This window comes from Amycolatopsis sp. NPDC006125, from assembly GCF_040614195.1.
Taxonomy (GTDB): Bacteria; Actinomycetota; Actinomycetes; order Mycobacteriales; family Pseudonocardiaceae; genus Amycolatopsis_E; species Amycolatopsis_E tucumanensis.
Genome location: NZ_JBEXTZ010000005.1, coordinates 75,598 through 90,095 on the forward strand (window position 1 = coordinate 75,598; position 14,498 = coordinate 90,095).

12 protein-coding genes are annotated in these 14,498 nt (G+C 71.5%); 6 read left to right on the forward strand and 6 right to left on the reverse strand.

Going from position 1 to position 14,498, the window contains the following annotated elements:
• Positions 1-14 precede the first annotated feature (14 nt).
• Both ABZ193_RS04455 and ABZ193_RS04460 read right to left on the reverse strand, forming a co-directional pair.
• The gene (locus tag ABZ193_RS04455; RefSeq protein ID WP_345075052.1) at positions 15-1,091 is read right to left on the reverse strand and encodes a sugar ABC transporter substrate-binding protein; all 1,077 of its coding nucleotides are present in this window, start codon (positions 1,089-1,091) and stop codon (positions 15-17) included.
• Positions 1,092-1,131: 40 nt separating this feature from the next.
• The gene (locus ABZ193_RS04460) at positions 1,132-2,070 is read right to left on the reverse strand and encodes an ABC transporter permease (protein WP_237338572.1); all 939 of its coding nucleotides are present in this window, start codon (positions 2,068-2,070) and stop codon (positions 1,132-1,134) included.
• Positions 2,071-2,611: 541 nt separating this feature from the next.
• On the opposite strand from ABZ193_RS04460, the gene ABZ193_RS04465 reads away from it, so the two are divergent.
• On the forward strand, positions 2,612-3,553 hold the full coding sequence (locus ABZ193_RS04465) for a nitronate monooxygenase (RefSeq protein ID WP_354708875.1): 942 nt from the start codon (positions 2,612-2,614) through the stop codon (positions 3,551-3,553).
• On the forward strand, positions 3,553-5,118 hold the full coding sequence (locus ABZ193_RS04470; protein WP_237338574.1) for an AMP-binding protein: 1,566 nt from the start codon (positions 3,553-3,555) through the stop codon (positions 5,116-5,118). The genes ABZ193_RS04465 and ABZ193_RS04470 overlap by 1 nt, the downstream gene beginning before the upstream one ends.
• Positions 5,119-5,122: 4 nt before the next feature.
• Here the strand turns inward: ABZ193_RS04470 and ABZ193_RS04475 are convergent, their stop codons facing one another.
• Together ABZ193_RS04475 and ABZ193_RS04480 are read right to left on the reverse strand one after the other, a co-directional pair.
• Positions 5,123-6,007, reverse strand: a complete 885-nt coding sequence (locus ABZ193_RS04475; protein WP_354708877.1) for a hypothetical protein — start codon at positions 6,005-6,007, stop codon at positions 5,123-5,125.
• The gene (locus ABZ193_RS04480) at positions 6,000-6,485 is read right to left on the reverse strand and encodes a hypothetical protein (RefSeq protein ID WP_237338576.1); all 486 of its coding nucleotides are present in this window, start codon (positions 6,483-6,485) and stop codon (positions 6,000-6,002) included. The genes ABZ193_RS04475 and ABZ193_RS04480 overlap by 8 nt, the downstream gene beginning before the upstream one ends.
• Positions 6,486-7,037: 552 nt before the next feature.
• Here ABZ193_RS04480 and ABZ193_RS04485 point away from each other — a divergent pair.
• Both ABZ193_RS04485 and ABZ193_RS04490 read left to right on the forward strand, forming a co-directional pair.
• Positions 7,038-8,375: an MFS transporter gene (locus ABZ193_RS04485; RefSeq protein ID WP_354708879.1), complete on the forward strand. Its 1,338-nt coding sequence runs from the start codon at positions 7,038-7,040 to the stop codon at positions 8,373-8,375.
• Complete coding sequence (locus ABZ193_RS04490) at positions 8,372-9,118, forward strand: N-acyl homoserine lactonase family protein (RefSeq protein WP_354708880.1); 747 nt, start codon at positions 8,372-8,374, stop codon at positions 9,116-9,118. The genes ABZ193_RS04485 and ABZ193_RS04490 overlap by 4 nt, the downstream gene beginning before the upstream one ends.
• Positions 9,119-9,138: 20 nt before the next feature.
• Here ABZ193_RS04490 and ABZ193_RS04495 read toward each other — a convergent pair whose 3' ends face one another.
• On the reverse strand, positions 9,139-10,314 hold the full coding sequence (locus tag ABZ193_RS04495; RefSeq protein WP_354708881.1) for an FAD-dependent oxidoreductase: 1,176 nt from the start codon (positions 10,312-10,314) through the stop codon (positions 9,139-9,141).
• Between the two features lie 460 nt (positions 10,315-10,774).
• Here ABZ193_RS04495 and ABZ193_RS04500 point away from each other — a divergent pair, with 460 nt between their 5' ends.
• Together ABZ193_RS04500 and ABZ193_RS04505 are read left to right on the forward strand one after the other, a co-directional pair.
• Positions 10,775-11,698, forward strand: a complete 924-nt coding sequence (locus ABZ193_RS04500; protein ID WP_354708882.1) for a hypothetical protein — start codon at positions 10,775-10,777, stop codon at positions 11,696-11,698.
• Complete coding sequence (locus tag ABZ193_RS04505) at positions 11,695-13,017, forward strand: hypothetical protein (RefSeq protein ID WP_354708883.1); 1,323 nt, start codon at positions 11,695-11,697, stop codon at positions 13,015-13,017. The genes ABZ193_RS04500 and ABZ193_RS04505 overlap by 4 nt, the downstream gene beginning before the upstream one ends.
• On the opposite strand, the gene ABZ193_RS04510 is transcribed toward ABZ193_RS04505, so the two are convergent.
• Complete coding sequence (locus ABZ193_RS04510) at positions 12,989-14,434, reverse strand: MDR family MFS transporter (RefSeq protein WP_354708885.1); 1,446 nt, start codon at positions 14,432-14,434, stop codon at positions 12,989-12,991. The two genes, ABZ193_RS04505 and ABZ193_RS04510, sit on opposite strands and share 29 nt — an antisense overlap.
• Positions 14,435-14,498: the final 64 nt, after the last annotated feature.

The following is a 14,498-nucleotide window of genomic DNA, read 5'->3' on the forward strand; positions in this document are numbered from 1 at the left end:
TCGGTGGCGGCGGGTCAGGAGACGGTGAGCCCGTCGCTCTTGCCGTCGTAACACATGTTCGGCTGGTTCCAGTTGGACTTGTCGATCTTCACCAGCGGCGTGTAGTCGGCGATCCGGGCCGTGCCGGGCGCCTGGCCGGACTGCAGGAGGTACTTGGCGATGGCGACGATGTCCGTGCCCTGCGTCGGCACCGAGTACCCGTAGGACTGGTGGAACATCCCGTCGCGGATGCCCTCGCAGGTGATCGAGCTGTGGTCGGAGGTGAACACCTTGACCTGCCCGAGCTTCCCGGCCTCCTTGATGGCCGCCGCCGATCCGTACTGCATCTGGTCCCAGAAACCCCAGCTGGCGCACAGGTTCGGGTGCTGCTGGATCACCGTCGCGGTGATGTCGTGTGCCTTGGTGCGGTCCCAGTTCGCCGCCTGCGTGGAGACGATCTTGATCTCTGGGTGCTGGTCGAAGACCTCCTTCGCGCCCGCCATGACGTCGAGCGTGAACCCGGAGGTCGCGTCGCCCTGCACGATCTGCACCTCGTGCGAGGTGGGGGTGTGCGCGCCGCACTCGCTGACGATGTCGGTCGCGATCCGGCGGCCGAGGTCGATGGTGTCGGCGCCGACGAAGGCGTCCGACTTGTAGTTGCTCACCATGTTGATCTGGATGACGTAGATCCCGGCCTGCTCGGCCTGCTGGATGAGCTTGGCGAGGATCTGCACGTCGAAGTTGTGCACCACCAGCACCGCGGGCTTCTCGTTGATCAACGACTGCACGGCTTCGGCCTGCTTCGCGGTGTCCCAGTTGGGATCGCGCAGGACGTAGTTCAGCCCGGCGGCCTTGAAGCCGCTCTCCATCTGCCGGTTCCACTCCTCCATCAGCGGAGTGCCCAGTCCCACCGGGACGAACGCGACGGTCTTGCCCTCGATGCTCTGCAGGGCGTGGTTGCGGAGCTCGCCGGCGGACGCCGTCGGCGGGATCTGGCCTGCCGCGGCCGACGTCGAGTTCGCCCTGGTGCCGGTGGAACAGCCGGTCGCGATCAGCATCGCGGCGGCGGTGAGTGCGAGTGCGCGGACCGCGCGAGTGCGAAGTGGACGCATGGGAGGACCTCCTTGTCCTTCGGTGGATGTCCGGGGGCGGTCAGTCGCCCTGGCGAACGGTCTCTTCGTCGCGCGGGTGCAGCCGGTTGTCCAGCACCAGCGCCGCCAGCAGGATGAGACCCTTGACGATGTCCTGCTCGTGGGTGTTCATGTTCATGATCGTCATGCCGTTGAGCATGATCCCGATCAACGCGGTGCCTGCCACCACGCTCGCGACGCTGCCGCGGCCGCCGACGAGGCTGATCCCGCCGACCACCACGACGAGCAGGACGTCGTAGATCAGCGAGCCGTCGATGACCTGGGTGTTGAGCCCGCCGACCGCGCCCGCCGTGACCAGGCCGCCGACGAACCCGATCGCGGCGCTGGCCGTGTATTCGAACACGGTCAGCGGCCGCACCGCGATGCCGGTGATCGCGGCCGCGCCGGCGTTGTCCCCGTGCGCGTAGATGAAGCGTCCCCCTCGGGTCCGGGAGAGCATCAGCTGGGCGAGCACGGCGACGACCGCGAACACGATGATGGGGACCGGGATCCCGAAGACCGTACCCTGACCCAGCGCCAGGACGAACTCGCGGTCACCCGGCAGCTCCGCGATCAGTCCGTCGAGGACGGTGGTGCGGGCGAGACCGTACACCAGCAGGCCGGAGGCCAGCGTCGCGAACAGGGCCGGGATCTCGACGAAGGCGATCAGGAACCCGTTGAGCAGCCCCATGATGACGACGATGCCGAGCCCGACGAGCAGGGCGACCGGTGTGCTGACCGGGGTGCGCATCAGCTGGATCGCGACCGCGGTGGCCACGCCCATCGACGCGATGAGGGAGAGGTCCATCCCCCTGGCGATCACCACGACCGCCATGGCCACCCCGAAGATCCCCAGCGAGGAGACGCTGCGCACCAGGTTGACCAGGTTGTCGACGTTGAGGAACCCGTCGAGGGTCAGGCTGAAGGCCACGAACAGGGCCACGACCACGAAGAGGACCACCCGTTCCTGGGAAATCCGGTTCCGGAATGACGGTCGCGACCTCGGTAGAACTGCGCTCATCGCTACTCCATTGTCCGATGCGCGAGGTGCTTAGCGAGCACTAGATAGGATTGACGGAAAAGATACACGGGTTCGTTTTTCAGACAAGTCCCCGTGGTCCACGGGAGCGGGTTACCACCCGTTGGGGTGAGGTGGGCCGGGGCGGGCGGCGGCGTGATCGAGTAACGCTTCGGTCTCGCGGGCCGCCGTCGAGTGGCACCGTGAGCCGACGTCTCACGGGTCTGATCCGTTGCTGTGCTGGGAAGTTTCAGTCCTGAATGGTCAAAGGTTCAACCGTGTTGCCGCGGCCGGACGGGTTGTCCGCAGGGCGAACTTGACAAACGGAGCGGTGCGTGCCCTACTTATCGGGCGTTAGATAGCCAGTGGTGTTCACGGACGCGACAGGGAGCGGTGTGACGCATTCACCGTCGCGCTGATCTTCTTTTGTCGAATTCGTCGATTTCGTTTTTCCTGCCGGTCACCGTTGCTCGGAGAAAACCGCATGCTTCCCTCTTCCTGGGCGCCGCGGCTGCGCCTGCCGCTGATCGCGGCGCCCATGACGGCCGTCTCGGGTCCCGCTCTCGTCGTCGCCGCCTGCCGGCACGGCGTCATCGGCTCGTTCCCGACGCACAACGCGCGCAACCCCGCCGAGCTCGACCGGTGGCTGTCCCTGATCCGGGCGGCGCTGCCCGCCGCGGCCGCGCCGGTGGCGCCCAACCTGGTCGTGCACCGGTCGAACACCCGGCTGCGGGAGGATGTGGACTGCCTCGTGCGGCACGGCGTCGAGGTGGTGATCACCAGCGTCGGTTCCCCGGAGCCGGTGGTGGGGCCGCTGCACGACGCCGGAGCGCTCGTGTTCGCCGATGTCGCCACCCTGCGCCACGTGGACCGCGCGCTCGCCGCCGGAGCGGACGGTCTCGTGCTGCTGACGTCGGGGGCCGGCGGGCAGACGGGGTGGAACAACCCGTTCTCCTTCGTCCGCGCGGTGCGGGAGCGCTACGCCGGGCCCGTCGTCCTCGCCGGTGGTGTCGGTGACGGGGTCGCACTGCTCGCCGCCCGCCTGCTCGGCGCGGATCTGGCCTACATGGGCACCAGGTTCATCGCCACGGAGGAGAGCCTGGCCGGTGACGACTACCGGCAGGCGCTCGTGGACGCCTCGCTCGACGACATCGTCCAGTCGCGGGGCCCGAGCGGACTGCCCGCCAACTTCCTCGCCGCGTCGCTGGCCGCCGCCGGCGACGGCAAGGATCGCACCGGGTTCGACTTCCGGACCCTGCTCGAGCAGCCGCGCGCCTGGCCGGCCGGCCAGAGCGCGCACGGCGTGCATCGCGTGCAGAGCGTCGCCGACCTGGTCGAGTCGGTCCGGGCGGAATACACCTCGGCCCTCCGGGCCGTTCCCGTCGATCCCCTCGCCGAGGCCTGTGCGGCCGGAAAGGAGTCCTGATGTCGTTGTGGGGAACGCTGCCGAGCGTCCTGGACCGCGCCTGCGCGTACTACCCGGACCGGGTGGCCATCGTGGACGGTGGCCGCCGGATCCGGTACCGGGAGCTGCGGGAGTGGTCCGACCGCGTCGGCAACGGCCTGCACGAGCTCGGGGTGCGCAAGGGGGACCGCGTCGGGCTGCTGATGCCGAACTGCCTGGAGTTCATCCCGACGCAGCACGGGATCTGGAAGGCCGGCGCGGCGACGGTGCAGATGCCGGCCAGGGCCTCGGCCGAGGACCTCGCCTACTTCCTGGAACAGTCGGAGGCGTCGGCACTGGTCTACCACGCCCAGTTCGAGCCCGTGGTCGGGAAGTTCCGCACCCGGCTGCCGGGGATCCGGCGCTACGTCCGGCTGGGCGGCGGGGAGGACCTGGCGGACACGTGGGACTACGGGATGGTGTTCAGCGCGGCGCCGACGGAGACACCGGTCCCCGAGCCGGCGCCGGACGACCTCGCCTACGTCGCGTTCACCTCGGGCACGACGGGCACCCCGAAGGGGGTCGTCTACACGCACGAGGCCTGGTCGCACTACATCGTGACCGCCGGTCTGGAGATCGCTGACACCCGGCCCGGCGAGGTGTTCGCCCACGGCGCGCCGCTCACGCACTTCACCGGGGCGTTCGTGCTGCCGACGTTCATGCGCGGCGGGACGAACGTCATGCTGCCCTCCCTCGACGTGGACCTGCTGCTGGAGACCGTGGCGAAGGAGCGTGTCACCGCGACCGCGGTGGTGCCGACCGCGCTGTACCTGATGCTCGACCACCCGCGCCTGGCCGACACGGACCTCTCGTCGCTGCGCACGGTCGTCTACGCCGGGTCCCCGATCGCGCCGGAACGCCTGCGCCAGGCGCTGGCCGCGCTCGGGCCGATCTTCGTGCAGACCTACGCCGGTCACGAGCCCGGGTTCATGACCACGCTGCGCAAGGAGGACCACCGGCTCGGCACGCCGGAGGAGGCCGCGCGGCTGGCGTCGGCCGGGCGCCCGATGTTCCACGTCGAGATGAGCATCCAGGACGAGTCCGACCGGATCCTGCCGGTCGGCGACGTGGGCGAGGTCTGCACCCGGCAGGAGGGGCAGATGGTCGGTTACCTCGACCCGGCGCTCGACAGCGAGGCGATCCGCGATGGCTGGGTGCACTCCGGGGACATCGGTTACCTCGACGACGACGGGTACCTCTACCTCGTCGACCGGAAGAAGGACATGATCGTGACGGGTGGGTTCAACGTCTTCCCGAGGCAGGTGGAGGACGTCCTGGCGCAGCACCCCGCGGTCGCGCAGTGCGCGGTGTTCGGCGTGCCCGACCCGAAGTGGGGTGAGGCGGTCAAGGCGGTCGTGGTGCCGAAACCCGGGTCCGATGTCGGTGCTGAGGAGCTGATCGCTCTGGTCAAGGAGCACAAGGGCAGCGTGTGGGCGCCCAAGTCGGTGGACTTCGTGTCCGCGTTGCCCCTGAACGCGTCGGGCAAGGTGGACAAGAAGTCGCTGCGCGCGCCGTACTGGGCCGGGCAGGGCAGGCGCATCGGCTGAGGCGTCAGCAGCCGGCGGCGGGGGTGCCCGGCGGGCTGAACTCCAGCCACACCGTGTTCGTTCGGGGGAGCAGGTACGTGGCGTCCTCGGGGCGGCGCCAGCCGTCCGGCACCAGGACGTACTGGCCGCCCGACTGGAGCAGTAGCTTCAGCCCGGGGTAGCGGTACTGGAACGCGCCGTCCGGGGCGGGGCAGTGCACTTCGCCCGGGAGGTTGAGCCGCTGGGTGCTGAAGAGGACCACCGCGGGGCGGGCGGGCAGCGCCTGCTCCGTTTCGAAGGCGCGCCGGGCGCCGACCTGGCCCGCGTAGTCGGCGACCGCCCAGAACAGGCCGAACGTCACCAGCGCGTAGGCCACCAGCCACTCCGCCACCCCGAGCGCGCTGCCTGCGGGGGCGGTCCACCGGCGCCACGCGAAGATCAGCAGCACCACGGCGAGCGCGAAACCCAGGCCGGGCAGCGCGGTGAACCGCCGGTAGGGCACCGGGTCCAGCGCGATCGCGAACGTCACCGCGAGCAGCGCCGCCCCCAGCACCGCGGCCACCGGCGTCGCCCGGCGCAGGAGGGTCTGCCACGCCCGCCGCGACAGCCGGAACCGTAGGAAGCGGATCACCCCGAGCACCAGGAACACGGCCGCGGCGATCTCGGCGATCGGCAGCAGCAGGCCGTCCACGCCGCGCGCCAGGATTTCCGGCGTGGTCTGGCCGAGGAGTGTGTAGTGCACGCGGAAGTAGCTGAAGAACACCTGTGTGGTCAGGAAACCGAAGTAGTACAGCAGGCCGGTCAGCAGCGTCGCGTTCGCGGCCAGGGTGCCGACGACCCGCAGCGCTCTGGCCGGTCCGGTCTGCGGCGGTGTCCGGGGGCGGGGTGGTGACAGCCGGGTCCTAGCCACCGGTGGTGTCCGAAGTGGACTGCTCCGAAGAGGACTCCTCGGTGGACTCCTCGGTGGTGGTTTCCTCCGTGGTCTCACAGGGTTTCGCCGTGATGGTGATCGTTCCGCCCGGGTACACCGGGTCCGGCGAGATGTCCGTCGCGCAGTCGCCGGAACCGACGATCCGCACCCGCACACCGCATCGGTCCGGCCCGCAGAACTCCGCGAGCTCGCGGAGGATCGCGCCTTGCGCGCTGGTCGGCCCGGCCGCGCGCACCGTGCTGTCGTAGTTGATCGGGCTGCCCGGCACCCCGGGCGGATCGCTCTTCTTCGACGTCCGCGTGCGCTCGGTGGTGTCCGTCGTGCCGGTGGTCGTCTCGCTCGCCGTGGTGCTCTCGGGCGGGCTGTCCGCGGTCTGCTCGCCGGGGATCGGCGACCCGCCCGCGCACCCCGCGAGAGCCGCGCCGATCAGCAACGCTGCTGCCTGATACCTCCGCATGGTTCACCGTCCCGGAGGGAGTTCTTGCTTACAGGACGCACCCGGGGCGCGACCTGATACAGCAGTTGACTAGTCCCTTCGGGTGAATCGGCGGGGTTGCGGTGAGGTGCGCGCCGCCCAGTTCGATTTCGCCGCCTTCGGCGTAGGTCGCGAACACCCGCCCGGCCGGCCGCCGGGGCTCCGGCGAGCCCGGCAAGCAGTGGGGCGTAGATCCAGAACGACCGGACGTCGTCCGCTCTCGTCGTCCAGGGTGCGGACGCGAGCGGGGTCGTGAACAACCAGTTCCTGTTCGTAGACCTTGAAGCGCTGGGCGGTGCTGAGTTTGATCACCGCGGCGTCGCGGGATTGCCGGTCCGAACCGGCGACCGTGAAGACCGGCAACCCGGTGCACACCACCGCGACGGCCGCCGCTCGCCAAATCGGGCCACGCAGCCGCGCCACATGATCCCAAGTTACCGGCGCGCATCTGTGACCGGAGCCACTTTGACAACCCCGCCGCGGCTACCTGAGTATCTGCAATTAACCATCTGGTCCATTGAGAAGGAGCACGACGTGGTGGCTCAGCCGGGTGCCGACAGGGCGCGCTCGCGGAAGGCGGCACTCGCCGCCTGGGTCGGCAGCGCTCTCGAGTACTACGACTTCTTCATCTACGGCACGGCCGCCGCGCTCGTGTTCGGCAAGATCTTCTTCCCGGCCTCGGACCCGGCGACCGGCACGTTGCTGGCCCTGTCCACGTTCGGCGTCGGCTACGTGTCGCGGCCGCTCGGCGCTATCCTGCTCGGCCACCTCGGCGACCGGTTCGGGCGCAAGCGCGTGCTCGTCCTCACCCTGCTCCTGATGGGCGTCTCGACGGTGCTCGTCGGCTGTCTGCCCAGCTACCAGACCGCCGGGGTCGCCGCCCCGATCATGCTCGTCGCGCTCCGGCTGCTGCAGGGGCTGTCCGCGGGCGGCGAGCAGGCGAGCGCCAACTCGATGTCGCTGGAACACGCGCCGGAGAACCAGCGCGCCTACTACACCAGCTTCACCCTCAGCGGTACCCAGGCCGGGCAGATCGTCGCCACCGCCGTGTTCCTCCCGGTCGCCGCGCTGCCGCAGGACGCACTCCTGTCCTGGGGCTGGCGCGTGCCGTTCTGGGGCAGCGCCCTGATGGTCCTCGTCGGCTACCTGGTGCGCCGCACCGTCGAGGAGACCCCGGTGTTCGAGCAGGAGGTCCGCGCCGGCGAGGTCACCAAGCTGCCGCTGGTCGTGCTGCTCCGCGAGCACTGGGCCGACGTGCTCCGGGTGATCGTCGCCGCGCTGATCGCCTCCGTCAGCACCATCTTCACCGTCTACGCCCTGTCCTACGCGGTCAACACCGTCGGCCTGAGCAAGACACCGATGCTGTGGGTCGGGGTCCTCGCCAACATCGCCGCCGTCGTCTCGATCCCGCTGTGGGCGAAGCTCGCCGACCGCGTCGGGCGCAAACCGCTGTTCATCGCCGGGTCGCTCGGCTGCGCGGTGCTGATCTTCGCCTACCTCGGCGCCATCGCGGCGGGCAGCTGGGTGCTGATCTTCGCCGTCGGCGTCGTCCTGTTCGGCGTCGTCTACACCGCCACCAGCGCCGTCTGGCCCGCCTTCTACGGCGAGATGTTCCCGGCGCGGGTGCGGTTGTCCGGCACCGCGATCGGCACCCAGATCGGCTTCGCCATCAGCGGGTTCCTGCCGACGGTCGCCGCCGCGGTCGCCGGTGACGGGGCGGGCGCGTGGCTCGGCGTGTCGATCTTCACCGCGGGGCTGTGCCTGGTCAACGTGATCGCGGTGGCCACCGCGCGCGAGACCTACCGCGTGCCGACCGCGCGGCTCGGCCTCGAGGAAACCGCCGCGCCGGAGCCGGTGGGCGCCGCGCGGTGAGCCGGTACGAGGTCCACGCCCTCTGCTACGGCCGCCGCGAGGGCACCCGGGGACAGCACTTCCTCGGGTGCGCCGCGGGCGAGGCCGACCAGCCGCACCCGACCGCGTACTACGTGTGGCTGGCGCGGTCGGCCCAGCACACCGTCCTGATCGACGCCGGCATCCACCCGACGCGAGTGCCGCCCGGCCTCGACTACCGGCGTCCGGCCGAGTTGCTGGACTCGATCGGCGTCGCGGCCGGGGACGTGGACCTCGTGGTGCTCACGCACCTGCACTACGACCACGCCGGGACGGTCGCGGACTTCCCCGGCGCCCGCTATGTCGTGCAGCGCGCGGAACTGGCCTACTGGACGGGACCGTGGGCGAAGCGCATCCGGCGCGAGCACTGGCTGCTCGACGAGGACGCGCTCGGCCACGTCCGCGGCGACCGGCTGTCCGAAGTGGACGGCGACGTGGAGGTCCTGCCCGGGCTGAGCGTCCACCTCGTCGGCGGGCACACGGCCGGGATGCAGATCGTCCGCGTCGCGACCGCGGCCGGGCCGGTCGTGGTGGCCTCGGACGCCAGCCACTTCTACGAAAACCTCGACGACGACCGCCCGGCGCCGCTGCTGCACTCGATGCCCGGCGTCTACGGCGCGTTCGACCGGATCCGCGAGCTGGGCGGCATCGTGCTGCCCGGCCACGACCCGGAGGTGCTGGAGCGGTACCCGGCCGCGGGACGGGACGTCGTCCGCGTCGCCTGAGCCGGGCACCGCTTCCCGCGTCAAGCCGCCCGGTCCGTGACGGCCGGCGCCTGGTCCCGCACCAGTTCGCGGCGCTTCTCGTCCTTGGCCCACCACTGCCGCTTGCCGGGGTGGCGCGCCTCGTAGCCCAGCTGCCACACGATGCTCCGGCAGATGACCTCCTTCACCAGCGCGCCGAGCCTGCCGCCGATGAAGTTGGCCTTCGCGGTGTCGTCCTTCGTCGAGAACTGGAAGATGCCGTGCCGGCGGCCGAGGCTGATGCACATCCCGGCGAACCCGACGTCGATCGGCGCGGGCTCCTCGCCCGCGATCCGGGCCAGGACCGTCCGCGCGGCCTGCGGGCCGACCTGGACGGCGGCCTGGCAGCTCATCCGCACCGGCAGTCCGGACGGCGCCGCCGAATCCCCGGCCGCGACGATGCGCTCGTCGTCCACGCTGGTCAGGGTCTCGTCGGTGAGCAGGCGGCCCAGCGCGTCGGTGGTCAGGCCGCTGCGGGCGGCGAGGTCGGGCACGCCGAACCCGGCGGTCCAGATGGTCACCCCGGACAGCAGCGCGCGGCCGTCGCTGAGTTCGACGGCGTCCCGCGTCACGGCGGTCACCGTGGGCCCGTCGAGCACGGTCACGCCCAGCTTTTCCAGGCGCCGGGCGACCGAGCGCCGCCCCTTCGGGTGCAGGTACGGGCCGAGTTCACCGCCGCAGACCAGCGTCACGGCGCGACCCCGCCCGGCCAGCTCGGCGGCGGTTTCGATGCCGGTCGGCCCGCCTCCCACGATCGTCACGGTCGACGCCGCGTCGAGGAGTGGCCGCACGCGCTCGGCTTCCTCCAGGGAGGCGATGGGGTGGGCGAATTCGGCCGCGCCGGGCACGCCCGGGTCCGCGCTGCCGCTGCCCACCGCGTAGACCAGGTAGTCGTAGCCGAGGGTGTCGCCGCCGGCCAGCGTCACGCGCCGCGCGGCGGCGTCGATGCGGGTGGCGGTGTCCACCACCAGCCGCACGCCCGCGGCCAGCACTTTCCGGTAGTCCACGACCGCCGGGCCGGTGCCGCCGGTCAGCTGGTGCAGGCGGATCCGGTCGACGAACTCCGGGCGCGGGTTGACCAGGGTGACGGTCACGTCGCCGCGCTGCGTCAGCCGGTTCGCCGCCATGACTCCGGCGTAACCGCCGCCGATCACGATCACTTCGGTGTTGCCGCTCATGGTGTCTCCTTCGCAGAGGGTCGACCATCTGACAAAGCGGCTCCCCGGGGTGTGACAACGCGTGACCCGGATCACTCCCGTGCCCGCAGGATCTCGCCGGCGACTCCTCGACAGCCGGGTCGGGATCCGTGACGGCGCCGTCCGCGGCGTCGTCAGGCTACACAGCGATGTCCGATAGGGCTCTGAGGTGTCGTCTGTCGTGAGGAAGTCCGCGTAGGACTGGCAGCTCGTCGAGATCTCAGGCGCGCAACGGCTTCCCTGCCGACGTGGTGACCAGGCGACGGGCCGCGCCGCCAGAACCAGTAGTCGCCGAGCAAGGTGCCCAGCAGGCGCTGCGAGTGCTGCGGGGCGGGTCCGGTCATGGCCGGAGTCTAGAGGCCTTCCACTGAGTGACAGTGCCGTTGACGGTCGTCGTGCTAAATGACCACAGTGAGGTCCCCCAACGAAGGGAAGGCGTCCTGTGAAGCAGTTCGTGTGGAAGGTCCTGACGGCCGCCGCGGCGGCCGTGGCCCTCACCGGTGTGACGGTGGGCCTGGCATCGGGAACGACTCCGGAGACGGCGAACCGGCCGGCGATGGAGCAGTTCCACCCCGTCGTCCGCGAGGCGGCCGCGAACACGCGGGGCCTGGCCGTCGAGTACACGGTGTACCGGCCGGCGGACCTGGACGAGATCCACGGCAGGCTGCCCGTTGTCGTCATCGGCAACGGCGCGTGCCGCCACCTCGGCAACAACGAGCTGCTCGCCACGGAGATGCTGGTGGCCGCACACGGTTTCGTCGTGGTCGCGGTCGGCGCGGTCGACCAGCCGGCGAACGACGAGAACGGCACCCCGCGCCCGGAGGTGATCACCGACGGCATCACCTGGGCCGAGCGGGAGAACGACCGCAAGGGCAGCGACCTGCGCAACCGGCTCGACCTGAACCGCGTGGCGGTGGCCGGGCACTCTTGCGGCGGGCTCGAAGCACTGGTCGCGGGCGCGGATCCGCGGGTGAAGTCGGTGGCCTCGCTCGACAGTGGCTTCTTCGCCGACGGGCGGTACGGGTACGGCCGGGAGGAGCTGGCGAAACTGCACACCCCGGCGTTGTTCCTCGACGGCGGACCGTCCGACGTGGCCCACGAGAACAGCCTCGCCAACTACGACCTGGCGACCGTGCCCGCCGTGCGGGCGACCAACCCGGGCGCCGGCCACAGCGGGTTCTGGTACGGCCTGCGCGATGGGCAGGTCGACGCCGCCATGCGTGAGGAGGCCGTCGCGGTGCTGGTGAACTGGCTGGACTTCACCCTCAACGGCAACCCGGTGGCCCGCGGCTACTTCCTCGGCTCGTGCACGCTGTGCGCGACGCCGGGGTGGGAGGTCGCCGCGAAGAACTTCCCGGTCCGATGAGGCGGCTCGCGCGTGCCCTGGTGGCCGCACTCCTGCTCACCGCCGGGACCGCGGTGCCCGCGTCGGCGGCGGACCAGTGCCTCGCCGGCGCGTCCTGTCTCGACGGCCGCCTCGCCGACGGCACGCCGTACCTGTTCGTCAAGCCGGACCACTGGCAGGGCACGGTGATCGTCGGGCTCGACTTCGCCTCCGGCGGGCTCACCGATCCGCTGACCGCCCGGCTCGTGGACCGCGGGATCGCCGTCGGCGGGACCACCCGCACGGTCACCGGGTGGAACATCGCGCGGGCGATCGACAACCAGGCCGAGGCGCTGTCCCGCTTCGAGGCGGCCTCCGGCCCCGCGAAGTGGGCCATCGCGTCGGGCGAGTCCATGGGCGGGTTCGTCTCGGCCGGGGCGGCGCAGGTGCACCCGGAGGTGTTCGACGCCGCGGTGCCGTTCTGCGGTGGCCTCGGCGGCGCGGTCGGGCAGTGGAACCAGAAGCTGGACACCGTGTTCACGCTGAAGACGCTGCTGTTCCCGGACCGCGACCTGCCGGTGACCGGCATCCCCGCGGACGTGCCGGGCACGCAGCAGGCGTGGATCTCGGCGCTCGCCGGGGCACAGGCGACGCCGGAGGGCCGGGCGCGGATCGCACTCGCCGGGGCGATCGGGCAGCTCCCGGAGTGGGGTCTCGCGGCCGACGGCTCCGAGACGCCGCTGCCCCGCACCGTGACCGAGCGCCAGGAGGGCACGTACCTCGCGCTGGCCGGCGGGCCGTTGCCCTACATCGGACAGGCGATGAGCAGCCGCAGGCAGATCGAGCAGCTGGCCGGTGGCAACCCGTCGTGGAACACCGGGGTGGACTACGCCCGGCAGCTCGGCGACGACCCCGCGGTGCGGGAGCTGTACCGGCGGGCCGGGCTGGACCTCGGCGCGGACCTTGCGCGGCTGGCGGCGGCGCCGCGCATCGCCGCCGACCCGTCCGCGGTGGCCTACCTCAGCCGCGGCATCGTGTTCGACGGCGAGCTGGACATCCCGGTGCTGACCGTCAACGCGACCGGCGACCAGATTTCGACGGTGGCGCAGCAGCAGTCCTACGGCGCGGTGGTGCGGTCGGCGGGCAACGGCCCGCTGCTGCGGCAGACGTACGTGCAGACCGCGGGGCACTGCACGTTCACCGCGGACGAGCAGGTGACGGCCATCGAGGTGATGCTGGACCGGTTGCGGACCGGGCACTGGCCGTCCACCTCGCCGCGGGTGATGGGCGGCCGGTACGTGCCGTTCACGCCGCCGGTGTTCAACCGGCCGTTCACCGCAACGGCGTCTCCCGGACGGTGACGACCGCGGCGAAGGCCAGCAGCGCCAACGGGATCGCGGCGAGGAACGCGAGCCGCAGCCCGCTGGTGTAGGTCAGGTGCACTGTCTCCGCCAAGGCGGCCGGGAGCCGGGCGATCTGTTCGGGAGTGCCGAGCAGATCGCCCGGCAGCCCGTCGCGGAGGTGGGACGCGATGACCGAGCCGAAGGCCGCCACGCCGACCGCGCCGCCGAGGGAGCGGGCGAACGTGGCGGCCGAACCGGCCACCCCCAGGTCACCGGGACCGACCGCGTTCTGCGCCGCCAGCACCAGAACCTGTTGCGCCATCCCGGTTCCCGCGCCGAGGACCGCCATCGCGGCGGCGAGCCACCACGGGGAGGTGGCGGGCGTCAGCGGGGCGAGCATCACCAGGCCCACCACCAGCAACGCACACCCCGCCGCGGGGAACACCTTCCAGCGGCCGGACGCGACGATCCGCCGCCCGGTCAGCACGGAGGCCGCGATCATGGTGCCGATCTGGGGCAGCATCAACAGGCCGGCGCGCACCGCGTCGTGCCCGCGCACCACCTGCAGGTACTGCGGCAGGTAGATGATGCCGCCGAACATCACCGCGCCCAGCAGGAAACTCGCGCCGACCGCCGCGGCGAACGACGGCACGCGGAACAGCCGGGGCGGCAGGATCGGATCCGCGGCCCGCAGCTCCCTGGCGAGGGCCGCGATACCCAGGCCCACGACCACGAGGCCCAGCACGAGGTTCTGCCAGGACAGCCACGGCCACGCCGTGCCCGCTGCGGACAGCAGCAGCACCAGGCCGCCCAGTGCGCCCGTGAGCAGTGCGGCGCCCGCGTAATCCACGGGGGCGCGGGATGTCGGTGGCTGCCGGTGGGGCGCCAGCCGCACGAGAACCGCCGCCACCGCGGCGATCGGCACCACGCCGAGGAAGCACCACCGCCAGCCCCACGCGCCGACCACCAGACCACCGGCCAGCGGCCCCGCGACCGACGCGACGCCGAACGACATGCCGAACCAGCCGGTGTACCGGCCGCGCTCGCGTGCCGGGACCAGCCCGGCCACCAGGGCGTTCGACAGCGCCAGGATCCCGCCCGCGCCGGCGCCCTGCACCGCGCGGCCGGTGATCAGCCAGCCCATCGCCGTCGCGGTGCCCGCGATGAGCGAGCCGGCCACGAACACCGCGATCGCCGCCAGCAGCAGCGGCCGCGGGCCCCGCCGGTCGGCGCCCTTGCCCCACAACGGGGTCGCGGCCGTCATGGTCAGCAGCGCGGCGCTCGCCACCCACGCCACTTTGTCCTGCCCGCCCAGCTCCCCGGCGATCGTCGGCAGCGCGATGCCGGCGATGGTGTTGGTCAGCGACGCGGCGAACAAGGCGACCAGAGCGCCACCGAGCACGGCGGGCATCGACGGGGGTTCAGGGTTCACCATTCACGCACCAGTGAGCTGATCGCTTCGGGCGACGGCTGCCGCAGGGCCGCGTGGGCATCGGGGG